This is a genomic window from Streptomyces sp. LZ34 (genome assembly GCF_053890475.1).
On sequence record NZ_CM132680.1, the window covers coordinates 5,641,477 to 5,665,171 of the forward strand.

The 23,695-nt window shown below is 72.5% G+C and carries 20 protein-coding genes; 10 read left to right on the plus strand and 10 right to left on the minus strand.

Annotated elements, in window-relative coordinates:
• Window positions 1-48 precede the first annotated feature (48 nt).
• From ACWY4P_RS22485 to ACWY4P_RS22495, 3 genes are all read left to right on the plus strand, one after another.
• Complete coding sequence (locus ACWY4P_RS22485) at window positions 49-1,230, plus strand: thiolase C-terminal domain-containing protein (protein ID WP_456212347.1); 1,182 nt, start codon at window positions 49-51, stop codon at window positions 1,228-1,230.
• 85 nt (window positions 1,231-1,315) lie between these two features.
• On the plus strand, window positions 1,316-2,008 hold the full coding sequence (locus ACWY4P_RS22490) for a pyridoxine/pyridoxamine 5'-phosphate oxidase (RefSeq protein ID WP_456213019.1): 693 nt from the start codon (window positions 1,316-1,318) through the stop codon (window positions 2,006-2,008).
• A gap of 65 nt (window positions 2,009-2,073) precedes the next feature.
• The gene (locus tag ACWY4P_RS22495; protein WP_456212348.1) at window positions 2,074-3,693 is read left to right on the plus strand and encodes a protein kinase domain-containing protein; all 1,620 of its coding nucleotides are present in this window, start codon (window positions 2,074-2,076) and stop codon (window positions 3,691-3,693) included.
• Here the strand turns inward: ACWY4P_RS22495 and ACWY4P_RS22500 are convergent.
• Window positions 3,635-4,141 carry a Zn-ribbon domain-containing OB-fold protein gene (locus ACWY4P_RS22500; RefSeq protein WP_456212349.1) on the minus strand — a complete coding sequence of 169 codons (507 nt, stop codon included), beginning with the start codon at window positions 4,139-4,141 and terminating at the stop codon, window positions 3,635-3,637. The genes ACWY4P_RS22495 and ACWY4P_RS22500 overlap by 59 nt on opposite strands.
• Window positions 4,138-4,587 carry a DoxX family protein gene (locus ACWY4P_RS22505; protein ID WP_456212350.1) on the minus strand — a complete coding sequence of 150 codons (450 nt, stop codon included), beginning with the start codon at window positions 4,585-4,587 and terminating at the stop codon, window positions 4,138-4,140. The genes ACWY4P_RS22500 and ACWY4P_RS22505 overlap by 4 nt, the downstream gene beginning before the upstream one ends.
• A gap of 181 nt (window positions 4,588-4,768) precedes the next feature.
• Here ACWY4P_RS22505 and ACWY4P_RS22510 point away from each other — a divergent pair, with 181 nt between their 5' ends.
• The 4 genes from ACWY4P_RS22510 to ACWY4P_RS22525 all read left to right on the plus strand — a co-directional run bounded on the left by ACWY4P_RS22510 (window position 4,769) and on the right by ACWY4P_RS22525 (window position 10,116).
• Window positions 4,769-5,923, plus strand: a complete 1,155-nt coding sequence (locus tag ACWY4P_RS22510; RefSeq protein ID WP_456212351.1) for a flavin-containing monooxygenase — start codon at window positions 4,769-4,771, stop codon at window positions 5,921-5,923.
• Window positions 5,924-6,127: 204 nt separating this feature from the next.
• Window positions 6,128-8,359 carry an acetate--CoA ligase family protein gene (locus ACWY4P_RS22515; RefSeq protein ID WP_456212352.1) on the plus strand — a complete coding sequence of 744 codons (2,232 nt, stop codon included), beginning with the start codon at window positions 6,128-6,130 and terminating at the stop codon, window positions 8,357-8,359.
• A 94-nt stretch (window positions 8,360-8,453) separates the two neighbouring features.
• Complete coding sequence (locus ACWY4P_RS22520) at window positions 8,454-9,344, plus strand: enoyl-CoA hydratase/isomerase family protein (RefSeq protein ID WP_456212353.1); 891 nt, start codon at window positions 8,454-8,456, stop codon at window positions 9,342-9,344.
• Between the two features lie 106 nt (window positions 9,345-9,450).
• A complete protein-coding gene (locus ACWY4P_RS22525) occupies window positions 9,451-10,116 on the plus strand; it encodes a flavin reductase family protein (RefSeq protein ID WP_456213020.1) in 666 nt (221 codons plus the stop codon).
• On the opposite strand, the gene ACWY4P_RS22530 is transcribed toward ACWY4P_RS22525, so the two are convergent.
• Window positions 10,113-11,486 (minus strand): MFS transporter, encoded by a 1,374-nt coding sequence (locus tag ACWY4P_RS22530; RefSeq protein ID WP_456212354.1) that lies wholly within the window; start codon window positions 11,484-11,486, stop codon window positions 10,113-10,115. The two genes, ACWY4P_RS22525 and ACWY4P_RS22530, sit on opposite strands and share 4 nt — an antisense overlap.
• A gap of 39 nt (window positions 11,487-11,525) precedes the next feature.
• On the opposite strand from ACWY4P_RS22530, the gene ACWY4P_RS22535 reads away from it, so the two are divergent.
• A complete protein-coding gene (locus tag ACWY4P_RS22535) occupies window positions 11,526-12,533 on the plus strand; it encodes a GlxA family transcriptional regulator (protein WP_456212355.1) in 1,008 nt (335 codons plus the stop codon).
• Window positions 12,534-12,554: 21 nt separating this feature from the next.
• Here the strand turns inward: ACWY4P_RS22535 and ACWY4P_RS22540 are convergent, their stop codons facing one another.
• The 4 genes from ACWY4P_RS22540 to ACWY4P_RS22555 form a co-directional block, all read right to left on the minus strand.
• Window positions 12,555-13,604 carry a Zn-dependent alcohol dehydrogenase gene (locus ACWY4P_RS22540; protein WP_456212356.1) on the minus strand — a complete coding sequence of 350 codons (1,050 nt, stop codon included), beginning with the start codon at window positions 13,602-13,604 and terminating at the stop codon, window positions 12,555-12,557.
• Between the two features lie 99 nt (window positions 13,605-13,703).
• Window positions 13,704-15,212 (minus strand): aldehyde dehydrogenase family protein, encoded by a 1,509-nt coding sequence (locus ACWY4P_RS22545; protein WP_456212357.1) that lies wholly within the window; start codon window positions 15,210-15,212, stop codon window positions 13,704-13,706.
• Entirely contained in the window at window positions 15,209-16,444 is a 1,236-nt protein-coding gene (locus ACWY4P_RS22550; RefSeq protein WP_456212358.1) for an acyl-CoA dehydrogenase family protein, read from the minus strand. The genes ACWY4P_RS22545 and ACWY4P_RS22550 overlap by 4 nt, the downstream gene beginning before the upstream one ends.
• A gap of 70 nt (window positions 16,445-16,514) precedes the next feature.
• Window positions 16,515-17,426, minus strand: coding sequence for an SDR family oxidoreductase (locus tag ACWY4P_RS22555; RefSeq protein WP_456212359.1), 912 nt, complete (start codon window positions 17,424-17,426; stop codon window positions 16,515-16,517).
• 110 nt (window positions 17,427-17,536) lie between these two features.
• On the opposite strand from ACWY4P_RS22555, the gene ACWY4P_RS22560 reads away from it, so the two are divergent.
• Window positions 17,537-18,463 (plus strand): cyclase family protein, encoded by a 927-nt coding sequence (locus ACWY4P_RS22560; RefSeq protein WP_456212360.1) that lies wholly within the window; start codon window positions 17,537-17,539, stop codon window positions 18,461-18,463.
• 257 nt (window positions 18,464-18,720) lie between these two features.
• On the opposite strand, the gene ACWY4P_RS22565 is transcribed toward ACWY4P_RS22560, so the two are convergent.
• From ACWY4P_RS22565 to ACWY4P_RS22575, 3 genes are all read right to left on the minus strand, one after another.
• The gene (locus ACWY4P_RS22565; protein WP_456212361.1) at window positions 18,721-19,284 is read right to left on the minus strand and encodes an ATP-binding protein; all 564 of its coding nucleotides are present in this window, start codon (window positions 19,282-19,284) and stop codon (window positions 18,721-18,723) included.
• A 453-nt stretch (window positions 19,285-19,737) separates the two neighbouring features.
• Window positions 19,738-20,778, minus strand: a complete 1,041-nt coding sequence (locus ACWY4P_RS22570; protein WP_456213021.1) for an acyl-CoA dehydrogenase family protein — start codon at window positions 20,776-20,778, stop codon at window positions 19,738-19,740.
• 8 nt (window positions 20,779-20,786) lie between these two features.
• Complete coding sequence (locus ACWY4P_RS22575; RefSeq protein WP_456212362.1) at window positions 20,787-21,965, minus strand: acyl-CoA dehydrogenase family protein; 1,179 nt, start codon at window positions 21,963-21,965, stop codon at window positions 20,787-20,789.
• Between the two features lie 141 nt (window positions 21,966-22,106).
• Between ACWY4P_RS22575 and ACWY4P_RS22580 the strand changes: the two genes are divergently transcribed.
• Entirely contained in the window at window positions 22,107-23,693 is a 1,587-nt protein-coding gene (locus ACWY4P_RS22580; RefSeq protein WP_456212363.1) for an AMP-binding protein, read from the plus strand.
• The last annotated feature ends 2 nt before the right edge of the window (window positions 23,694-23,695 follow it).

Below are 23,695 nucleotides of genomic sequence, written 5' to 3' on the forward strand. Positions count from 1 at the left end.
CCGCCGCCTTATCCCCGGCCCCCACGAATCTGATGTACCGTCAGATTCATGCCCGCAGCGAAGCGCAAGCGCGCCCGCAAAGTCGCCGTCGTCGGCGTCTCCCTCTCCGACTGCGGCCGCGTCGACAGCGCGACCCCCTACGCCCTCCACGCCCAGGCCGCCCGGCGCGCCCTCGCCGACTCCGGCCTCGACCGGTCGGCCGTCGACGGCCTCGCGTCGGCCGGGCTCGGCACGCTGGCCCCGGTCGAGGTGGCCGAGTATCTGGGGCTGCGCCCCACCTGGACCGACTCGACGTCCGTCGGCGGCTCCACCTGGGAGGTCATGGCGGCCCACGCGGCGGACGCCATCGCCGCGGGCCACGCGCGCGCCGTCCTCCTGGTCTACGGCTCCACCGCCCGCGCCGACATCCGCGCGGGCCGCCGCACCTCCAACCTCTCCTTCGGGGCGCGCGGACCGCTCCAGTTCGAGGTCCCGTACGGCCACACCCTGGTCGCCAAGTACGCGATGGCCGCACGCCGCCATATGCACCAGTACGGCACGACCCTCGAACAGCTTGCGGACATCGCCGTTCAGACGCGCGCCAATGCCGCGCACAACCCGGACGCGATGTTCCGCACCCCGATCACGGTGGACGAGGTGCTGAGCGGCCCGATGATCGCGGATCCCTTCACCAAGCTGCACTGCTGCATCCGCTCCGACGGCGGCTGCGCCGTGCTGCTGGCGGGCGAGGAGTACGTACCGGACACGGCGAAGCCCCCGGTGTGGGTGCTGGGTTCCGGCACCGCGATCTCGCACACCACCATGTCGGAGTGGGACGACTTCACCGTCTCGCCCGCTGCGGCCTCCGGGCGGCAGGCCTTCGAGCGGGCCGGGGTGCGGCCGTCGGACATCGATGTGGCCGAGCTCTACGACGCTTTCACCTATATGACGCTGGTGACCCTGGAGGATCTGGGCTTCTGCGCGAAGGGCGAGGGCGGGGCGTTCGTGGACAAGGGCCGGCTGCGGCTTACGGGCGACCTGCCGACGAACACGGACGGCGGCGGACTCTCCGCCTGCCATCCCGGGATGCGCGGGCTGTTCCTGCTGGTGGAGGCCGTGCGGCAGCTGCGCGGCGAGGCGGGTGAGCGGCAGGTCCGCAAGGCGGGCGGGCGGCTGCCGGAGCTGGCCGTGGCGTCGGGGACGGGTGGGTGGTTCTGCTCGTCGGGGACGGTGGTGCTCGGGCGCGGCTGAGGGCTCCCCGCGGGCGTTTCACCCGCCCCCGTGTCACCCTGGCTCACTCGGGAACGAGAAGAAGGCAGGGGACCCGATGGACCCGATGCATGGAACCGGCGACGAGGCGGCCGAGGAATTCCGTGAGCTGCTGCGCGGGCTGCGCGTACACGACGCCGGCGAGCTGCCCGCCTTCGACCCGGAACAGGCCCCGGACGAGCCGCTGTCGCTCTTCCGGCGGTGGCTGCGCGAGGCCGCCGAAGCGGGCGTGCCGGGTCCGCACACCATGACGCTGGCCACCGCCGACGCGGACGGCCGCCCGTCCGTCCGTACGGTGATGCTGCACGACGCCGACGCGCGCGGCTGGCACTTCGGCACGCACCGCACCAGCCGCAAGGGCCGGGAGCTGGCCGTGTGTCCGTACGCGGCGCTGGGGTTTCACTGGACCGCGGTGGGCCGGCAGGTGCGGATCGGCGGGCGGGTCACGCCGGCCGACCCCGAGGAGAGCGCGGCGGATCTGCGCGCGCGCTCACCGGCGGCGCTGACGGCCGCACTGGCCGGGGGCGGTCGGCAGAGCGAGGCCCTGGGCTCGTACGAGGAGCTGGAGCAGGCCTTCGAGGCGGCGCGGGAGCGGGTCGCGCGGGAGCCGGACGCGACGGCACCGAGCTGGACGCTGTATGTACTGGCCGCGGACGAGGTGGAGTTCTACCAGGAGGAAGAGCACCGGCGGCACGTACGGCTGCGCTACCGCCGCGCGGCCGAAAGCGGTGTTTGGCGGCGGGAGTTGCTGTGGCCGTGATGGCCCGGGGGACGTGTGGTCCGTACCCTGCTCAAGTGGCATGACGGCGTCATCGGGGGTGGCGGGTGGAGCACGGTGTACTGATCGCGGGGCGGTACGAGCTGGTGAAGCGGCTCGGCCGGGGTGGCATGGGCGAGGTGTGGGCCGGTCGGGACCGGAGCCTGCGCCGGGATGTGGCCGTCAAGCTGCTGGCGCTGGACGACACGGTGCCGCCGGACCTGCCGGCCCGCTTCGAGCGGGAGGCGGTGGCCGCCGCGCAGATCAGCCATCCGAACGTGGTCGCCCTGCACGACCGAGGGGTCCACGAAGACCTGCTCTTCCTCGTCATGGAGCGGGTCGAGGGAACCACCCTCGCCCAGCACATCCGCGACAAGAGCCCCATGGGCCCGGCCCGCGCGCTGGAGATCGCCCAGGAGATCTGCGCGGCGCTGGTCGCCGCGCACCGCGCACAGGTCATCCACTACGACATCAAGCCGCACAATGTGATGCTCACCCTGGACGGCCGGGTGAAGGTGGTGGACTTCGGCATCGCCGGGTTCGTCCAGGCCGCCTTCACGGTCGCCCGCTCCTCGCAGCTCGCCCCGGCGGGCACCCCGGAGTACGGCGCACCCGAGCAGTTCCTCACCGAACGCGGGGACGAGCGCTCGGATCTGTACGCCCTCGGCGGAGTACTTTTCGCCCTGCTCACCGGCCGCCCGCCGTTCACCGGCCACAACGGCATCGCGGTCATGCGCCGCAAACTCGATGAGGAGGCCCCCGCGCTGGACACGGTCCGCCCGGGCCTGCCGCCCGCGGTGACGGAGCTGGTCGCCGAGCTGCTCCGGCGCGATCCGGACCGGCGCCCCCAGACTGCGGCCGCGGTCCACGAGTGCCTCGGGCGGCTGCGGGCCGCCCTCGGCGAGCCCGGCGCACCCGGGGTGTCCTCCACGGCCGTCACGGTGCCCGTGGTGCCGCCGCGTACGGAAACCCCACCACCCACCCGGCGGTTGCCCGCTTCCGACGGGCCCTTCGAGATCGCCTGGACCGGGCGGGAGCGGAGGGCCGACTACGCTCCCCCGGCCCCCGGACCCCTCTGGCGCGGTTGGCTCGCCCTCGCGGTCATCGCGGCGGTCACGGCGGCCAGCATCTACTACCCGTTTGCCGCAGGCAAGATCACCGTGGGGCAGAAGCAGGACGACAACCCGTGGATGCTGGTCATCTTGGTGTGGGTATTCGGCGGCCTGGCCACGCTCTTCGGCGTGATCAATATGCTGGTGAGCACGGGCAAGGTGATCCGCCACGCGCGCTTGCTCCGGCGGAAACCCCCGTGGACCCTCCACATCGGCCCGCGCGGCATCACGACCACCGACGCCACCGGCGCCACGATCGCGACCGGCCCCACGGGACGCCGCACGTACGTGTGGGACCACCTCGGGACGGTCACCCTGGAGAACATCGAGTCCACGGCGCCGTACCGCTACGCGGGGCTCCACGCGCGCTTCACCGACGACGCCCCGCGCCCCGGCCGCGCCCGCCCCGCGGGCTGGATCTACCCCGCCCCGCTCGCCCCCCGCGAGAACGGCAGGGTCCCGCTCTGCGTCCTCGGCCCCTTGAGCGATCAGCAGCACTCCGCGCTCATCGACGCCCTCACCCGCTATGCCGGCTCTCGTTGGCAGCCGGAGGCCGAGCACCTCGACGGGAAGTGACGCCGTCGGCGGGGCGGAAGACGGGGATCGCCGGGGCGTCCTCGGGCGAGGCGCCCTCGTCCGCGGCACGGAAGTCCACGCGCAGCTCCATGCCCACGCGCAGCTCCTGACCCGCGCACCCGACCAGCTCGGTCATCATGCGCGGGCCCTCGGCGAGTTCGACCACGGCGGCGGTGTACGGGACGCGGGCGCCGAAGGGCGGGAGGTCGTTACGGTGCACGACGGACCAGGTATAGAGGGTCGCGCGTCCGCTCACCCGCTCCCAGGTGACGTTCTCGCTCCAGCACCGGGGACAGAACTCCCGCGGGTAGTGGTGGGCTTGGCCGCAGTCCGCACAGCGTCGGATCAGCAGGTGGCCCTGCGCGGCGGCGTCCCAGTAAGGGCGGGTGAAGGCGTCGATCTCCGGCAGATCGAAGCGCGGCGCGCCACCCGCGGGGGGCGCGCTCACAGAAACAGCCCCCATGCCTCGTCCAGCGCCCAAGTCTGCCAGCTCATGCCGAAGAGGCCGACCAGCGAGATGAGCACCATCATCGAGTTCTGCCCCTGCTCGGCCCAGTCGTGGATCATGAGCACGAAGTAGAGCAGGTTCAGCAGTGCGCCGCCGACCAGGGCGATCGGGGTGAGGAAGCCCAGCACCAGGCCGAGGCCGATGGCCAGCTCGGCGTAGAGGACGACATACGCCATGAGCTTGGGCCGGGATCCGACGACGGCGAATCCGCCGCGTACGAACGACCAGCGGTGCTTGGCGGCGATGCCGGCCGCCCAGGCGATGCCGGTGTTGCGTTCCAGCCAGGCCTTCTTGTCCTTGTGCCGCCAGCTCTCCAGCCACCACAGGCCGAGCCCGATGCGCAGCACGGCGAGCCATTCGGGCCCGCTCAGCCAGATCGTACGCATCACTCCCCCTCTCTCTCGCGTCCGTCCCGCCGGGCGCCAACCGCCATATCTGACGGTACGTCAGTTCAGCGGACGTGGGTACGGGCGCGCAAGAGGCCGTACGGCGGGCCGTGATCGATCCGCAATCGATTCGGAATAAATTTGACGGAAACCTGCCAATTTCATGACTACGCTCACGCCCATGGCCGACACCTTCCCCGAGCACTCCTCACCCGTGTACGTGATCGGCGCCGGCCCGGGCGGGCTCGCCACCGCGGCCGCGCTGCGCGAACGCGGCATCCGCGCGGTGATCCTGGAGAAGTCGGAGGCGGTCGCCGCCTCTTGGCGGGCCCATTACGAACGGCTGCATCTGCACACCACGCGCCGCCTGTCCGCGCTCCCCGGGCTCGCGATCCCCCGCGCGTACGGGCGCTGGGTCGCCCGGGACGACGTGGTGCGCTATCTGGAGCAGTACGTCGAGCACCACCGGCTGGAGATCGTCACGGGGGTGGAGGTCTCGCGGATCGACCGGGCCCCGGACGGCGAGGGGTGGGTGCTGCGGGCCACGGGCGGGCGGGCGCCCTCCTCGCCCGTCGTGGTCGTGGCCACCGGCTACAACCACACCCCGCGGGTGCCCGACTGGCCGGGCCGGAAGACCTACACCGGCGAGCTGCTGCACGCGAGCCGCTACCGCAACGCCCGCCCGTTCCAGGGCCGGGACGTCCTGGTCGTCGGCATCGGCAACACGGGCGCCGAGATCGCGGTCGACCTCGTCGAGGGCGGCGCGGCCCGGGTGCGGCTCGCGGTGCGCACCGTGCCGCACATCCTGCGCCGCTCCACGGCGGGCTGGCCCGCGCAGGCCACCGGCATCCTGGTGCGGCGGCTGCCGACGCGCCTGGTGGACCGGGCGGCGCGGGCGATGTGCCGACTCACCATGCCCGACCTGAGCGCGCAGGGGCTGCCCTGGCCGGAGACCGGCCTGTACACGCGGGTGCGCCAAGGCGCGATCCCGGTGCAGGACGTCGGTCTCATCGACGCGGTCCAGGCGGGGAAGGTGGAGGTGGTGGCGGCGGTCGAGTCCTTCGAGGAGGACAAGGTGGCGCTGGCCGACGGCTCCCGCATCAGCCCCGACACCGTGGTCGCCGCGACCGGCTACCGGCGCGGCCTGGACGACCTCGTCGGCCACCTGGGCGTGCTCGACGGGCGCGGCAGGCCGCTGGTCCACGGCCCGCGCGCTGCCCCCTCCACGCCGGGCCTGCACTTCACGGGCTATACGAACCCGATCAGCGGCATGTTCCGCGAACTCGCCATCGACGCGCGCAAAATCGCCAAGGCCATCGACCGCACATCGGCGTGATATCGCCGCTCCCGCCCGGCGTGACCCCCGGATCCGCCGGGCACCATCACCTCACCGCCCCGAGGGCGGCCCCCGTCGCCCTGCGTTTCGTCCACGCACCCCCATTCCTGACAGGGCGTCAGTTCCGTTAATCTGACTCCTGAGTAATCTGACTAGACGTCAGCTATCTGGCTTGTCGCCAACGAGCAGGAGTGGCGGATACCGATGCTTGGATCGACTCACGGCACCCTCACCACCAACTCCCGTCACGCCCGCGTCGCCGCCTGCGGCCGGCCTCCCGGCCCCGCCGTCCATGTCCACGGCAGGTCCGCGGCCACCGAGGACGTGGACGTCAGCGGCCGCCCGCTGCACTCCGCCGTCCCCGATCTGGACCGGTTCTTCCGCCCCGAGTCGGTGGCCGTCGTCGGCGCCTCCGACGCCGAGGGCCGCCCCAACACCGGCATCACCCGGCAGCTGATCGCCTGGGCCGAGCGCGTCGGCGCGCGACTGCACCCCGTGCACCCCTCCCGTTCCGCCGTCTTCGGCCTCCCCTGTGTCCCGTCCGTGGCCGACCTGCCCGAACCGGTCGACCTCGCCGTCCTCCTCGTCCGCGACCCCCTCCCGCTCGTCGAGGAACTCGCCTCCGCCAAGGTCAAGTTCGCCGTCGCCTTCGCCTCCGGCTTCGCCGAGACCGGTGCCGAGGGCGCCGCCGCCCAGGCCCGGCTCGCCGCCGCCGTACGCCGCGGCGGGCTGCGCCTCCTGGGCCCCAACACCAACCTCAATGCCTTTGAGGAGTTCCGCGAGGACCTGGAAGGGCCGGCGATCGCCCTCATCACCCAGTCCGGCCACCAGGGCCGTCCCGTCTTCACCCTCCAGGAGCTGGGCATCCGGCTCAGCCACTGGGCCCCCACCGGCAATGAGGCCGACCTGGAGACCGCCGACTTCATCTCCTACTTCGCCTCCCGACCCGAGGTCGGCGCCATCGCGATGTATGCGGAAGGGCTCAAGGACGGGCGCAGCTTCCTGCTGGCCGCCGACCGCGCCGCCCGCGCCCAAGTGCCCGTCGTGGCCGTCAAGGTCGGCCGCACCGAAACCGGGGCCCGCACGGCCGCCTCCCACACTGGCAAGCTGACCGGCTCGGACGCGGTCGTGGACGCGGCCATGCGGCAGTTCGGCGTGATCCGGGTCGACGGCCTCGACGAGCTGCAGGACACGGCCGCGCTGCTCGCCCGCGCCCGGCCCCCGCGCGCCGAGGGCGTCGTGGTCTATTCGATCTCCGGGGGCACCGGCGCCCACTTCTCCGACCTCGCGACGGCCGCCGGGCTCCCGCTGCCCACGCTCGGCACCGAGAAGCAGGCCGAGCTGCACCAGTGGATACCCGAGGACCTCAGCGTCGCCAACCCGGTCGACAACGGCGGCCACCCCGTCGGCGACTGGCGCGGCCGGAAGATCATCGACGCCATCCTCGCCGACCCGTCCGTCGGCGTGCTGATCTGCCCGATCACCGGGCCGTTCCCGCCGATGAGCGACAAGCTGGCGCAGGACCTGGTGGACGCTGCGGAACAGACGGACAAGCTGGTGTGCGTGGTGTGGGGCTCGCCGGTCGGCACCGAGGCCGCCTACCGCACCACCTTGCTCGGCTCCTCCCGCGTCGCCACCTTCCGGACCTTCGCCAACTGCATCACCGCCGTACGCGCCTATCTGGAGCACCACCGCTTCACGGCCGGCTACCGCTCCCCCTTCGACGACGCCCCGCGCACCCCCTCCCCGTCGGCCCGCAAGGCCCAGGCGCTGCTGCGCCCAGGAGAGCAGCTGAGCGAGCACGCCGCGAAGCAGCTGCTGCGGGCGTACGGCATCCGGGTGCCGCGCGAGCAGTTGGTGACCAGCGCGGCGGCGGCCGTCCGCGCCGCCGGCCTGGTCGGCTACCCCGTCGCCATGAAGGCCTCCGCGCCGCAGCTCGCCCACAAGACCGAACTGGGCCTGGTCAGGCTCGGGCTCACCTCCGCGAGCCAGGTCCGCGACACCTATCGGGACCTGACCGACATCGCCCGCTACGAGGGCGTCGAGCTGGACGGCGTGCTGGTCTGCCAGATGGTCGAGCGTGGTGTGGAGATGGTCGTCGGCGTCACCCACGACAGCCTCTTCGGGCCGACGGTCACGGTGGGCATCGGCGGTGTGCTCGTCGAGGTGCTGCGGGACACAGCCGTACGCGTGCCGCCCTTCGGCGAGGACCAGGCGCGCGCGATGCTCACCGAGCTGCGCGGCCGGGCCCTGCTCGACGGCGTGCGCGGCATGCCCCCCTGCGATGTGGACGCCCTGGTCGAGGTCGTCCTCCGCATCCAGCGCATGGCCCTGGAACTCGGCGACGACCTCGCCGAGCTCGACGTCAACCCCTTGATGGTGCTGCCTCGCGGCCAGGGCGCGGTGGCCCTCGACGCCCTGGCCGTGTGCCGCTGAGGCACCCGGCCCACGCGCCCGGCCCTCCACCCGAGCCGTCACCGAAATCCCGGCCACGGCCCCGGACTCAGCTTCAACCCAAGGGATTTCCCCCATGACTTCCTCCCCCGAAGAATCACCTGAGACCGTTGTACGGCACGCCACTGACAACGGCGTGGCCTGGATCACTCTCGACCGCCCGGCCGCGATGAACGCCATCACCCCTGACCAGCGCGAACGCCTGATCTCGCTGCTCGACGACGCCTCCGCCGACCCGGCGGTCGGTGCCGTGGTGCTCACCGCCACCGGCAAGGGCTTCTGCGCGGGCGCCGACCTGCGCGGCGGCGCCCGCACCAGCACCGACGCCCGTACCAGCACCAGTACCAGTACCAGCGCCGACGCCCGCCCGCGGCCGGACCCCGGGGCCGGCGGGGGCGAGCGGGTCGCCGGCGATGTGGCCCGGCTGATCCGGCGCGGGGCGCAGCGGCTCATCGCCGCCGTGCTGGACTGCGAGAAGCCGGTCATCGCCGCCGTGAACGGGACCGCGGCCGGGCTCGGCGCCCATCTCGCCTTCGCCTGCGATCTGGTGCTCGCCGCCGAGTCGGCCAGGTTCATCGAGGTCTTCGTACGCCGCGGGCTGGTCCCCGACGGCGGCGGCGCCTATCTCCTCCCACGCCTGATCGGCCCGCAGCGGGCGAAGGAGCTGCTGTTCTTCGGCGATTCGCTGTCCGCCGCCGAGGCCGAGCGGATCGGCCTGGTCAACCGGGTCGTCGCGGACGGCGATCTGGCCAAGACCGCCCGCGAGTGGGCCGAGCGCCTGGCCGGCGGCCCGACCCGCGCCATCGCCCTCACCAAGCAGCTGGTGAACGGCTCGCTGGAGGCCGATCGCGCGGCCGCGTTCGCCGCCGAGGCGGCGGCCCAGGAGATCAACATGACCACGGCGGACGCGCAGGAGGGCGTCCGCGCCTTCGCCGAGCGCCGCGCCCCCGCCTACCGGGGCCGCTGAACACCGGGGCCGCTGAAGGGACGGAAGGGCTTTTGAAGGGCTCCTTCCGGGACTTCCCATCTGACGCAGCATCAGATTCAATGGAATCATGATGGGACACGCCGGGATGGCAGCCACCGCGGTCCGCTATCTGCGCTCGGTCGGCTCGCCGACCGCCGCCGCGAGCCGCGACGCACCCCTGCCGCGGGCCGCCTCGGCGCCGCCCCGCCCCGGCCGCCCCACCCTGCGCGCGGTGCGCGCGGACGAACGCCTTCCGCTGGACCCGGCGGAGTTCCGGCGGGTTCTCGGCCACTTCGCGAGCGGCGTCACGGTCATCGCGGCCGTGGACGAGGAGGGCCCGGCCGGGTTCGCCTGCCAGTCCTTCTCCTCCCTCTCCCTCGACCCGCCGCTGATCGCCTTCATGGTCGCCCGTACGTCCACGACCTGGCCGCGCATCGCCCGGGCCGGAGTCTTCTGCGTCAACATTCTGGGGGCCGACCAGGGCGCGCTGTGCCGGGGCTTCGCGGTGAGCGGCTCACGGCGGCCGGACAAGTTCGCCGGCGTCCCGCACCAGCCGGCCCCGGTGACCGGCTCGCCGCGGCTCACGGACGTCCCCGCGTGGATCGACTGCACGGTCCACGCCGTGCACACCGGCGGCGACCACCTGGTGGTCGTGGGCCGCGTCCGCGCCCTCGGCACGGACGACCTCGCCGCCCGCTCCGGCCCCCTCCTCTTTCACCGCGGCGAGTTCGCCACCCTGGCGCCGCACGACCAGGACCGGACCCAGCCCTAGGCGATGCGGGGGACCTCCTCCCGCTCCCGCCTGATGACCAGGGCCATCAGCGCGGCCACCGCGCACAGCGCGCCCGCGCCGTACCAGACCGTGTCGTACGACCCGAAGGCGTCCCGCGCCATCCCGCCGACGAAGGCGACCACCCCCGCGCCCACCTGGTGCGAGGCCAGCACCCACCCGAAGACGATCGCGCTGTCCTCGCCGTAGTGCTCGCGGCACAGCGCGACGGTGGGCGGCACGGTCGCGACCCAGTCGAGCCCGTAGAAGACGATGAAGAAGAGCATCGGGGGGTGCACGGAGTCGGCCAGAAGCATGGGCAGGAACATCAGCGACAGCCCGCGCAGCGCGTAGTAGACGGCGAGCAGCCGCCGCGCGTCGAACCGGTCGGTGAACCAGCCGGAGGCCACCGTGCCCACGATGTCGAAGACCCCGATGACCGCCAGCAGGCTCGCGGCGGCCGGCACCGGCATGCCGTGGTCGTGCGCGGCGGGCACGAAGTGCGTCTTGACCAAGCCGTTGGTGGAGGCGCCGCAGATCGCGAAGGTCCCGGCCAGCAGCCAGAACGGGCCGGTGCGCGCGGCCGAGACCAGGGCGGTGACCGCCCGGCGGGCCGCGCCCCGCTGCGGGGCGGGCTTCGGGGCGGGCGGTCCCTCTGCCCCGTACGCGGCCAGGCCCACGTCGGCCGGATGGTCGCGCAGCAGCAGCCAGACGAAGGGCACGACGGCGAACGCGGCGACCGCCACCGTGACCGCCGCCGGGCGCCAGTGGTGGTGCTCCACGATCCACGCCAGGGCCGGCAGGAACACCAGCTGCCCGGACGCGCCTCCCGCCGTGAGAATGCCGGTGACCAGGCCGCGCCGCTGAACGAACCACCGGTTGGTGACAGTCGCGGCGAAGGCCAGCGCCATGGAGCCGCTGCCGAGGCCCACGAGGACGCCCCAGCACAGGATGAGCTGCCAGGCGGCGGTCATGAAGACCGTGAGCCCGGCACCCACGGCGATCACCGTCAGCGCGCAGGCGACGACCTTACGGATGCCGAAGCGGTCCATAAGGGCGGCGGCGAACGGCGCGGTGAGCCCATAGAGCGCCAGATTCACGGACACCGCGAAGCCGATCAGCCCGCGCGACCAGCCGAACTCCTCGTTCAGGGGCTCGATCAGCAGGCCGGGTAGCGACGCGAAGCCGGCCGCGCCGACGATCGTCACGAAGGTGACGGCGGCGACCCACCACGCCCGGTGGATCCTCGGCCGCCGCCGGGCTGGACGGGGCCGCTCGTCCTGACCTGGAGTCCCTGTGAGTTCGGTTGTCTGCGTCACCGGTTCAGCATCGACGCTTCGATCGGTCCTTACGAGTGGCCCGAGGGACAGCATTCGCTAGAATCGGGCCACGACATTACCCGGGAGGCCCGCATGCCCTCATCCATGGACGCCGGGAGGCGGCACCGCGTCGCCGTGCTGGTGCTGCCCGGCGTGATCCCCTTCGAGCTGGGCATCCCCTTCAGGATCTTCGGCAAGGCCCGCTCCGCCGAGGGCAACCGCCTCTACGAGGTGTTCAGCTGCACTCCGGAGCCCGGCGAGGTGTCGACGGACGCCGACTTCCCGATCGTCGTCGAGCGCGGCCCCGAGGCGCTGGCCGAAGCCGACACCATCCTCGTACCCACCAGCTACGAGATGGGGCAGGTCTATACGGAGGGCACACTTCCCCCGGCGCTCGCCGCCACGCTGGTCCATGCCCGGCCCGGCGTCCGCTGGATGTCCATCTGCACCGGCAGCTATGTGCTCGCGGCCGCCGGGCTGCTCGACGGCCGCCCCGCCACCACCCACTGGCGGAGCTCCGCCCACTTCCAGGCCCTCTTCCCCTCCATCGCGGTCGACCCGGACGTGCTCTTCGTCGACGACGGCGACGTGCTCACCTCCGCGGGCGTCGCCTCGGGCATCGACCTGTGCCTGCACGTCGTGCGGCGCGATTACGGCGCCGCCGTCGCCAACGAGGTCGCGCGCCGCAGCCTGGTGCCGCCGCACCGCGACGGCGGCCAGGCGCAGTACATCGAACGCCCGCTCCCCGAGCCGCAACAGGCGACCACGACGGCGGCGCGCGCCTGGGCCCTGGGCCGCCTGGAGCGCCCCATGTCGCTGCGCGAGTGGGCCGACCAGGAGTCGATGAGCGTACGGACCTTCACCCGCCGCTTCCGCGAGGAGGTCGGGATCAGCCCCGGGCAGTGGCTCGTGCAGCAACGCGTGGAGCGGGCCAGACACCTGCTGGAGGACTCCGATCTGTCGGTGGACCAGGTGGCGCGGGACGCGGGCTTCGGGACGGCCGCGTCGATGCGGCAGCACCTACAGGCGGCACTCGGCGTCTCCCCCACGGCCTATAGGCGCACCTTCCGTGCCACGGCCGGCCCCTCCGTCGGCACGTAGTTCCACGGGCACCTCGCCTGGTCAGAACGTGAGCACGGCCCGCGCCACCCGGCCCGCCCGCGCGTCGTCGGCGGCCTTCGGGAAGTCCTCGACGGGGTAGGTCTGGGTGACCAGTTCGTCCAGCAGCAGACGGCCCTGGCGGTAGAGGTCCGCGTACAGGGCGATATCGCGCTGCGGCCGGGCCGAGCCGTAGCGGCAGCCCAGGATGGCCTTGTCCAGATACATGGAAGAGACGAGGAAGGACGCTTCGGCGTCGGCGGGGGGCACGCCGAGCAGCACCGCCTGGCCGTGCCGGTCCAGCAGGTCGACGGCCTCCCGGATGAGCCGGGTGCTGCCGACGCACTCGAAGGCGTGGTCGGCGCCGGACGGCAGGATCTCCCGGGCGGCGGCCGCCGAGGCGACGAAGTGCGTGGCGCCGAACTGCCTGGCCAGCGGCTCCTTGGCGGGGTTGGAGTCGACGGCGACGATCGGCCCGGCCCCGGCGATCCGGGCGCCCTGCAGCACATTGAGCCCGATCCCGCCGGTGCCGATGACGACGACCGACTCGCCGCGGTCGACCCGGGCGCGGTTGAGCACGGCGCCGACGCCGGTGAGGACGCCGCAGCCGATGAGGGCGGCCGAGGTGAGCGGGATGTCCTCGGGAATCTTGACCGCCTGCACCGCCTTGACCAGCGTGCGCTCGGCGAAGGCGGAGTTCGAGGCGAAGTTGAACAGCGGCTGCCCGCCGCGGCTGAACGGCCGGCCCGGCCTGCCGATCGCCTTGCGGCACATGGTGGGGCGGCCGCGGCCGCAGTCGGCGCAGGTCCCGCAGCTGGCGACGGTGGTGAGGGCGACATGGTCGCCGGGGGCGACATGCGTGACGCCGGCGCCGACCGCCACCACCGTCCCCGCGCCCTCGTGGCCGAGCACGACCGGGACGGGGAAGGGGATGGTGCCGTCGAGCACGGACAGATCGCTGTGGCACAGGCCGGCGGCGGCGATGCCGACCAGCACCTCACCGGGGCCGGGCGCCCGGATCTCCAGGTCGTCGACCACGCGCGGTTCGGTGCCGTCGAAGATGACGCCTCTCATCACCACTTCACCACTCCCTTTTCCTGTCCCACGTCTGTCCCTCTTCTCAGGAAGCCCAGTTCTCTGGAAGCCCAGTTCTCAGGAAGTTCGGACCACTTTTCAGGAGGCCCAGACCAGCGACTGGAGTTCGCTGTACGCGTGCAGGCCGAACGAGCCGCCGTCGCGGCCCACCCCGCTGTGCTTGAAGCCGCCGAACGGCGTCTCCGGGTGGCGCTGGGCGGTGTTGATGCCGACGTTGCCGCTGCGCAGGCGGGCGGCGAGGGCCCAGGCGCGGCCCGCGTCGGCGCTGAAGACGTAGTCGTACAGGCCGTACGGCGTGGAGCAGGCGATGCGGACCGCCTCGTCCTCGTCGTCGAAGGGGAGGGCGACGACGACCGGGCCGAAGATCTCCTCCTGCGCGACGGTCATGTCGGGGTCCACGTCGGTGATCAGGGTCGGGGCGACGTAGAAGCCGGGCTTGACGGCGGGGCGTTCGCCGCCCACCGCGATCCGGGCGCCCTGGTCACGGGCCCCGGCGAGGTACGCCTCGACGCGGTCGCGCTGGGCCGCGGAGATCAGCGGGCCGACGATCGTGGAGTTATCCACAGGGTCCCCGACGATCAGTGACTTCGCATACCGTGTGAGTGCGGCGATGACCTGCTCGTACAGCGATCGATGGACGAGCACGCGGGTCGGCGCCGTGCAGATCTGCCCGCTGTGGAAAGACCAGGTCGAACCGACCGCCCCGACCGCCGACTTGATCACGGACTCGTCGGCGTCCCCAAGGACGATGGCCGCGCCCTTGCCCCCCAGCTCCATCAGGGTGCGCTTCATCGAGTGGCCTGCGGACTCGGCGATCTTCTTTCCCACGGCGGTGGAGCCGGTGAAGCTGACCATGTCGACATCCGGGTGCGCCACGAGTGCCTCGCCCGCGGCCGCGCCCGATCCGGTGACGACATTGAAGACACCGTCCGGGAGCCCGGCCTCCTTCAGCAGGGGGCCGAGTTCCAGACAGCACAGGGGGTCCTGCGGGGCCGGTTTGGCGACGACCGTATTGCCCATCGCCAGGGCGGGGGCGACCTTGCCCGCGAGGTTGGCGAGGGGGAAGTTGTAGGAGGTGATACAACCCACGACACCCACGGGGCGGCGGACGGCGGCCGCGCCGACGAGCCCGCCGGGGGCGAGGGGTGTGGCGGCCACGGGCAGGGGCGCGAGCGGGAGCGTGTCCGGCTCGACGGCGCCTCGCGCGTACCTGCGGAAGCGGTCGGCGGCCGAGGGCACCTGCATGGCCTTGGCGACGCGCATCGTCGCGCCCGTCTCGGCCTGGGCGAGCGGGACCAGGTCGCGGGCGTGCTCGGCGATCAGGGTGGCGGCGCGGTCGAGCACGGCGGCGCGCTCACGGGGGGCGGTGCGCGCCCACCCCTCGTAGGCGTCCCGAGCCGCGCTCACGGCGGCGTCGACGTCGGCCGCGTCGGCCTCCGGGGCGTGGCCGACGGTCTGCTCGGTGGCGGGGTTGACGACCGGATAGTGCCCCCGGCTGGGCCGCCGCCGGCCGCCGCCGATCCAATGCCCGTACGCCGCCTGCCCGTCCGCCCTCTGCCCGTCTGCCGTCTGCCCGTACGTCTTCATCCGCGTGATTCCTTAGGGAGGTTGAGAACGCGCTCGGCGATGATGTTCCGCTGGATCTCGTCCGAGCCGCCGTAGATCGTGTCGGCCCGGGAGAAGAGGAAGAGGCGCTGCGCGTCGTCGAGTTCGTACGGCCGCTCGGCGGTCCACCGCTCGGGGCCGAGCGCGGCCGCGGCGCCGCGCACCAGCACGGCCAGTTCGCCCAGCCGCTGATGCCAGCCGCCCCACAGCAGCTTGGCGACGCTGGGAGCGCCGGGGCCCGAGGCCGCGCCCAGGGTCCGCAGCGCGTTCCAGCGCATGGTCTTCAGCTCGGCCCACTGCTCGACGAGCCGGTCGCGCAGTACGGGGTCGTCGGCGGCGCCGGTGCGCAGCGCCAGCCGTACGACTCGGTCCAGCTCCTGAGCGAAGCCGATCTGCTGGGCGAGGGTGGAGACCCCGCGCTCCACGGCGAGCAGGCCCATGGCCACGCGCCAGCCCTGGCCGGCGCCGCCGACGAGGTGTTCCGCGCGCGCCACCGCGCCGTCGAAGAAGACCTCGTTGAACTCGGCGTCGCCGGTCAGCTGGCGGATCGGGCGCACCTCGACCCGTCCGGGCTGGTCCATCGGCACGAGAAGAAAGGAGAGACCATGATGGCGTTGTGAGCCGTCCTCGGTGCGCGCCAGCACGAAGCACCAGTCGGCTTCCTGGGCGAGGGAGGTCCAGATCTTCTGCCCGGTGACGCGGTAGGTCCCGTCGCCCGGGTCGCGGACGGCGCGGGTCCGCACCCCGGCGAGGTCCGATCCCGCCTCGGGCTCGCTGTAGCCCTGGCACCACAGCTCCTCGCCGCGTGCGATGGGGGGCAGAAAGCGGGCGCGCTGTGTGTCGTCGCCGTAGGCGAGCAGGGTCGGGGCGAGGAGGTTCTCGCCGATGTGGCCGAGCCGGGCGGGGGCCCCGGCGCGGGCGTACTCCTCGGCCCAGACGACCTGCTGGGTGAGGGTGGCGGGCCGGTTGCCGTAGGTGCCGTGCGTACGGTCCCAGCCGAGCCCGATCCAGCCGCCGGCGCCGAGTTCCCGCTCCCAGGCCCGTTGTGCGTTCGCCGGTCCCGGTGGGCCGTCGTGGCCGGCGCCGGGCTGCGGCTGCGGCTGCGGCTGCGGCTGCCCGACGAGATGGGCCAAGGCGTCGGCGACGTGCTCGTTCAGCCAGTCGCGGGCTCGGGTGCGAAAACGTTCGTCCTCCGGTCCGAAAGCGAAGTCCACGGCTTCTCCCGTCTCCCGTTCCGCTCCCCCAGCTACCGCTGGGCGGTGCCCCCTGCCCACGGGGCGAGGGTCACGCGTTGGGGCGTTGGCCTTCGGCCGCCGCCTTGGCCATGGCCTCGAGCTGAGCGAGCATCGGCATGGGGTCGGTGCCGACCGTTCCCGGGAGGAAGTCGGCGATCTTCTCCGGGGTCCAGGCGCCTTCCGCGTATCCCGCGCGCAGCTCCCGTGGCTGGGCCCAGACCGCGATCTTGGGGCCGGCGATCGTGTAGACCTGACCGGTGATCTTCTCTTCCCGGGCCCGGTCGCTCAGCAGGTAGACCACCAGCGCCGCCACGTCCTCCGGCTCGCCGATCTCCTTGAGTTCCATGGGCACATTGGCGGACATACGCGTCCGGGCGACCGGCGCGACGCAGTTGGCGGTCACCCCGTACTTGTGGAGCCCGAGTGCGGCGCTGCGCATCAGGGAGATGATCCCGCCCTTCGCGGAGGCGTAGTTGGCCTGCGCGACGCTCCCCTGGTGGTTGCCGCTGGTGAAGCCGATCAGGGTCCCGGAGCCCTGTTTGCGCATCACCGCGGAGGCCGCCCGGAAGACCGTGAAGGTGCCCTTGAGGTGGGTGGCGACAACCGGGTCCCACTCCTCCTCGGTCATGTTGAAGAGCATCCGCTCGCGCAGGATCCCGGCGACGCACACCACGCCGTCGAGCCGCCCGTAGTGTTCGAGCGCGGTGTCCACGATCCGCTGCCCGCCCGCCATGGTCGAGACGTCGTCGGCGACGGCCACCGCCGCTCCGCCCGCCGCCTCGATCTCCTTGACCGCCGCCTCGGCGACCTCGCTGCTGGGTTCGCCGCCCTCGATGGACACCCCGTAGTCATTGACGACGACCTGGGCTCCTTCGGCCGCGCAGGCCAGTGCCACGGCCCGGCCGATGCCTCGCCCGGCCCCGGTGACGGCGACCACCTTGCCGCCCAAGAAGTTCCCCACGTCGCGTCCCCTCCCGGAGTATCTGACGGTCCGTTAGATTTTTGAGCAGACGCGGCCCGAGTACAACCCCCCGAGCGGAATCCCGCCCGGAAGCCAACCGAGGAGGCTCCATGGCCCTGCCGCCCGAATTCCACGACATCGCCAAGCGCGTCAACAACTGGGGCCGCTGGGGGGAGGCGGACGAGATCGGCACGCTCAACCTGATCACCGACGAGGTGGTCAGGGGCGCCGCGGCGGCCATACGTAGCGGCCGCCGCATCCCGCTCGCGGTCCCGCTCCAGCAGGACGGGGTGCAGACCGGCGTGATCCCGGGCCGGGTCAACCCGCTGCACACCATGATCGCCGTCAATCTGGAGATCTTCGGCCCGGGCACCGTGGCCACCAGCGACGACGCCGTGACGATGGGCCTACAGGCGGGCACTCACTGGGACGGGCTGACCCACGCCTCGCACTCGGGCCGGATCTACAACGGCCGCCCCGCCGGCTCCGTCACCACCCATGGCCGCGCCGCCTTCAGCGGCATCGACAAGGCGCGGCACATCGTCTCCCGCGGCGTGCTCCTCGATGTCGCCCGCGCCCGTGGGCTCGACCGGCTCCCCGAGGGACACGCCGTCACACCCGAGGACCTGGAGGCCGCCGAGGCGCTGGCGAAGACCACTGTCCGCTCCGGCGACATCGCGCTGGTGCGCACCGGCCAGATCCAGCGCTATCTCGCGGGCGAGAAGGAGGCATACGCCTTCCCCTCGCCCGGCCTGTCCCTCCGTACCCCCGAGTGGTTCCACGCCCGGGACGTGGCCGCGGTCGCCAACGACACCCTCACCTTCGAGATCTTCCCGCCGGAGATAGAGAACCTGTGGATGCCGGTCCACGCCCTCGATCTCGTCGAAATGGGCATGCAGCAGGGCCAGAACTGGAATCTGGAGGAGCTGTCGCAGGCCTGCGCCGAGGAGGGGCGCTACACGTTTCTGCTGTCGGCCACGCCCGAGCCGTTCGTCGGCGGCACGGGGAGCCCCGTCGCGCCCGTGGCGGTCCTGTAGGCGCGACGTTGTCGGCCATGCCCTCGCACGCCGCGAGGCGAGGGGCGGGTCTGTCGGGCGGCGGCGCGCTCATGCGCACCCCGAGCACGGCACGGCGCACCGCCACCCGGCTCCGGCGCCGATGCCCTGTCACGCGCCGGGCAGCGACCCGCACTCGCCAAGGAACCGCGCCATGAGCACACGGCTCACAGGAATCACAGAGCCCTCGGCGTCCCCTCGCAACGAATCGCTGATCCTAGAGTGATCAAGCCACCACATCACGTCAACACCTGGTCTGGACTTTGTCGACCACGCCCGATTTGTGATGGCGCATGAGGGCTCGTATGCCCCGTCAGGACCGGTTCTTCATGACTTCCGTGCATCCCATGACCCCCACGGGTGCCCCGGTCCACCTCGCACCAGATGCGCTTGCCCGCGCCCTCCGGATGCCAGCCCCACCGGTCCGCCAGACCGTCGACCAGTTCAAGACCACGCCCATTGGTGGCCTCCTCGCCCGCGCACCGCCGCCGCGGCGCCCGGCCGCTGGCGTCGGCGACCTCGACCCGGACCGTGCCGGAGCCCGCCCCCCGGCCCCCGCGGCCACCCGCGCCGGACCCGCCGCCATCGCCCTGTGCGGGGAAGAGCATGCGCAGCACCGCCGGACAGCCCGTGTGCACCACGGCGTTGGTCACAAGCTCCGAAATCAGCAGGATCAGCGTCTCGGCAAGCGGCTCGTCCACCCCTATCCCGGACCCGGCGAGCCACGAGCGCGCCCATCGACGGGCCCGACTCACCTCCGCGGGGTCGGGCCGGACCTCCATCTGCATCTGAAGCACCTGCACCGCTCACACCATCCGAACCGGCGGACACATCGCCTCGTACCTCCAAGAGGTCACGGAACGTGACCCACTTGCGAGACAGCATGGTTGACGTACAGTCACCCCAACAAGCGCTTCGGTCATATTCCAGCGCCAAGGAGTATGCATGCGGCATACTGTGCGACGCGCGCCGTGGGGAGTCGAACATCGGGGCGCCGAGTCTGCACACCCCGCGCGAGCGGGGCACATTGGCGTGCCCGGAGTCGCCCCATGGGCCACGCCGGGATAACCGCACCCCAAATCCGCTCGCACGCAACGGAGAGTACCCGAGGGCGGGCCCGACTCCCCCCTGTGACGAGTCACACCTAGGAAACAACCCGGTATCAACGCTCGGTCACCTCGAAGATTCTGGGGCTTCCCCCAGGAATTGCGACACCTGAACAATTCAGGCGTATCCACGAAGTCGGGTCACAAACCTCATCCGCGTGCGAGCAGCCCGGCCGCGAGCTCCTCCTCGGCCTCGGCCGCCGTCTGCCACTGCTCGGCCCTGACCCAGGCCCGCTTGAGGTGCAGATGGACATCGGCCTCCCAGGTGAAGCCCATCCCGCCATGGACCTGTAGACAGTCCCGTGCGTTACGGACGGCGGCCTCGTCGGCGAGCAGCTTGGCGGCGGCCACCTCACCCGCGTCTTCGGTGACAGCGGCGGCGTAAACCACACTTCTGGCAGTTTCCGCGCGCACCAGCATCCCGGCGCACAGATGCTGTACGGCCTGGAAGGCGCCGATCGCCCGGCCGAACTGGGAGCGCTGTCGGGCGTGGCGTACGGCCATCTCGACCGTATGGGCCGCGCTGCCGAGTTGCAGGGCGGCGGTCAACAACACCGCCTCCCGCCTGAGCCGGGCTGTGGAGCGGGGGTGGGTGGGGCCCGCCGGAACCGGTTCCCCGCGCTCGGGGCAGCCTCCGCGGTCCAGGCGGTCCAGGCGGTCCAGGCGGTGCAGCGGCGTCGTCGGGTCCACGGACCGTACCGGCCGCGCTGAGCGCGCGAGTCCGGCCGCGGACAGCACCTCGTCTCCCCCGTCTCCCCCATCGTCACCGTGGTCACCGATCACCAACACGGCATCGGCCGACGCCAAGTGCTCGACCAGCAGCCCCGAGCCCCCCGGCGCCGCCCCCCCGCCCGCGTCCAGCGCCGTGACCACGGCCCGGCCCTCGGCCGCGCCCTCCACCACTCCGGCCGCCAGATGCGTCGCGACCAAGGGCCCGGCCAGCAGCGCCCGGCCCGCCTCCTCGAAGACCAGCACCGCCTCCGGCAGGCCAAGGCCCACGCCGCCGTCCGCCTCCGCCAGCCGCAGCGCGAAGAACCCGGCCCCGCCCAGCTCCCGCCACAGCGCGCGGTCCACGACGGGCGCGTCGGCGTCCGCCATCGCCCGCAGCCGCTCCCGCGGAAACCGCCCCTCCAGCAGCTCGCGGACCCCCGCCCGCAGCGCCCGCTGGTCGTCCGTGAGCCGGAAGTCCACGGGCTGGCTCACCGTCCCTTCGGCAGGCCGAGGATGCGCTCGGCGACGATGTTGTGCTGGATCTGGGAGGTGCCCGCCGCGATGGTGTACGAGAGCGAGGACAGCCGGTCCGCCACCCACGCGTGGTCGGCGTCCAGCGCCCCCGCGCCCAGCACTTCGGCGGCCGCGTCGTACAGCTCCTGCCGCACGTGCGAATAGCGCAGCTTGAAGACCGAGCCGCCGGTGCCCGGCACCCCGCCGGTGCGCTGCGCCTCGCTCACGTTCCACTGGGTGAGCCGCCACAGCGCGGTGAACTCGGCCGCGAGCCGCCCCAGCCTGCGGCGCAGCACCGGGTCGTCCCACCGCCCGTTGGCCTTCGCCTCGCGCGCCAGGGCCTCCAGCACCCGGCGGCAGGCCACCACCTCCCCCACGAAGGCCGTGCCGCGCTCGAAGGAGAGGGTCACCATCGTCACGCGCCAGCCGTCGTTCTCCGCCCCGATCCGGTTGGCGACCGGCACCCGCACCTCGTCCAGGAACACCTCGGCGAACTCCGCGGTCCCGGCGAGGGTGCGCAGCGGCCGCACGGTGACCCCCGGCGCGTCCATGGGCATCGCCAGCCAGGAGATCCCCCGGTGCTTGGGCACCCCGCCGTCGGCAGGAGTGGTGCCGACAGGAGTGGTGCGGACCAGGAGTTCGCACCAGTCGGCGACCTCGGCGTGCGAGGTCCAGATCTTGCTGCCGGTGACGACATAGGCGTCGCCGTCCCGCACCGCCCTGGTGCGCAGCGAGGCCAGGTCGGATCCGGCCTCCGGCTCCGAGAAGCCCTGGCACCAGACCTCGTCCCCGCGCAGGATCGGCGGCAGCCAGCGCGCCCGTTGCTCCGCCTCGCCCTCGGCGGCGATGGTAGGGCCCGCGTGCAGCAGCCCGACGAAGTTGGCGCCCACATAGGGTGCCCCGGCCCGTTCGGTCTCCTCCAGGAAGATCAGGTGCTGGGTGGGCGTCGCCCCCTGGCCGCCGGCGTCTTTCGGCCAGTGCAGCCCGGCGTACCCCGCGTCGTACAGCATGCGCTGCCAGCCGCAGTCGTAGGCGCGGCGGCCGGGCCAGTCGGCCGGGTCCGGGGGATCCGGCAGCGTGGGCAGGACGTCGGCGAGCCAGGCGCGCAGCCGCCGCCGGAAGTCCTCCTCCGCCTCCGTGTAGTCGAGGTCCATCCGCGTCCCCTCGGCCGCCCGCATTTCTGACGCTACGTCAGATCAACTGCAAGGCTAGCCCCGCGGACTCTGGACCGACAAGGCGCCGAGCTCTACGCTTCCCGCACAATCTGACTAGGCGTCAGTTGGAGGTCCGGAAGAATGACCGACACCGCTCATGAACTCGGCACCGCGCATCGACTCGGCACATCGGCGACGCTGTGGGAACTGGTCGAGCGGCGCGCCGCGCTCACCCCCGACGCCCCCGCCCTGCTCCAGGCCGCCGCCTCCGCCCGCGACGACCGGCGGCTGACCTTCCGCGCGCTGCGCACCCGCGCGGAACGCACCGCGGCCGGGCTGTACGGGATGGGGGTGCGCCCCGGCAGCCGCGTCGCCTGGCAGCTGCCCACCCGCATCGAAACGGTCGTCCTGACCGTGGCCCTGGCCCGCCTGGGCGCCGTGCAGACCCCGCTCATACCCTTCTACCGCGACCGGGAGGTCGGCTTCGCGCTGCGCGCCTCCGGCGCCCGCTTCCTCGCCGTCCCCGGCCACTGGCGCGGCTTCGACCACACCGCGATGGCCCACCGCCTCGCCGCGCGGCTGCCCGAACCGCCCCTGGTCTTCGAGGCGTACGACAGCCTCCCCGAGGCCGATCCGGACGCCGTGCCGCTGCCCCCGCCGCCCACCGACGGGACCGCCGTCCGCTGGATCTACTGGACCTCCGGCACCACCTCCGAGCCCAAGGGCGTCCTGCACACCGACCGCAGCCTCATCGCCGCCGGGGCCTGCCTGGGCCACGCGCTGCGGCTGCGCCCGGACGACGTCGGCTCCATGGCCTTTCCCTACGCCCATGTGGCGGGGCCCGACTACACCGTGATGCTGCTGATGTACGGCTTCCCCGCCGTGCTGCTCGAGCATTTCGCGCTGCCCGACTCGCTCGCCGCGTACCGGCGGCACAACGTCACGGTCGCGGGCGGCAGCACCGCCTTCTACTCGATGTTCCTGGCCGAACAGCGTAAAGACCCCGCCCACAAGCTCATCCCCACCCTGCGGCTGCTGGCCGGCGGCGGCGCCCCCAAGCCGCCCGAGCTGTACTACGAGGTCGTCCGCGAGCTCGGCTGTCAGCTCACCCACGGCTACGGCATGACCGAAGTCCCCATGATCACCATGGGCGCGCCGGACGACACCCCGCACCACCTCGCGACCACCGAAGGGCGGCCGCCGGCGGACATGAGAATCCGCATCGTGGATGGGGACGGAAAATCGCTGCCCTTAGGGGCGGACGGCGAGGTGCGGTTGCGCGGCGAGGCCGTCTGCGCCGGGTATCTGGACGAGGCCCAGAGCCGTGAGGCGTTCGACGTCGACGGCTTCCTCATCACCGGCGACCTCGGGCACCTCACCGAAGAGGGGCATCTCGTCCTCACCGGCCGCTCCAAGGACATCATCATCCGTAAGGGCGAGAACATCTCCGCAAAAGAGGTCGAGCAACTGCTCTACGAGCACCCCGACGTCGGCGACGTGGCCGTGATCGGGCTGCCGGACGCGGAGCGCGGCGAGCTGGTGTGCGCGGTCGTCGAACAGCCCGCCGACGCCGAACCGCTCACCCTTGAGGCCGCGACCGCGTATCTGCGCGCCCAAAAGCTGTCCGTGCACAAGCTGCCCGAACGGCTCGAAGTGGTCGACGCGCTGCCGCGCAACGACACGCTCCGCAAGGTGCTCAAGTACAAGCTGCGGGAGCGGTTCGCCTGAAG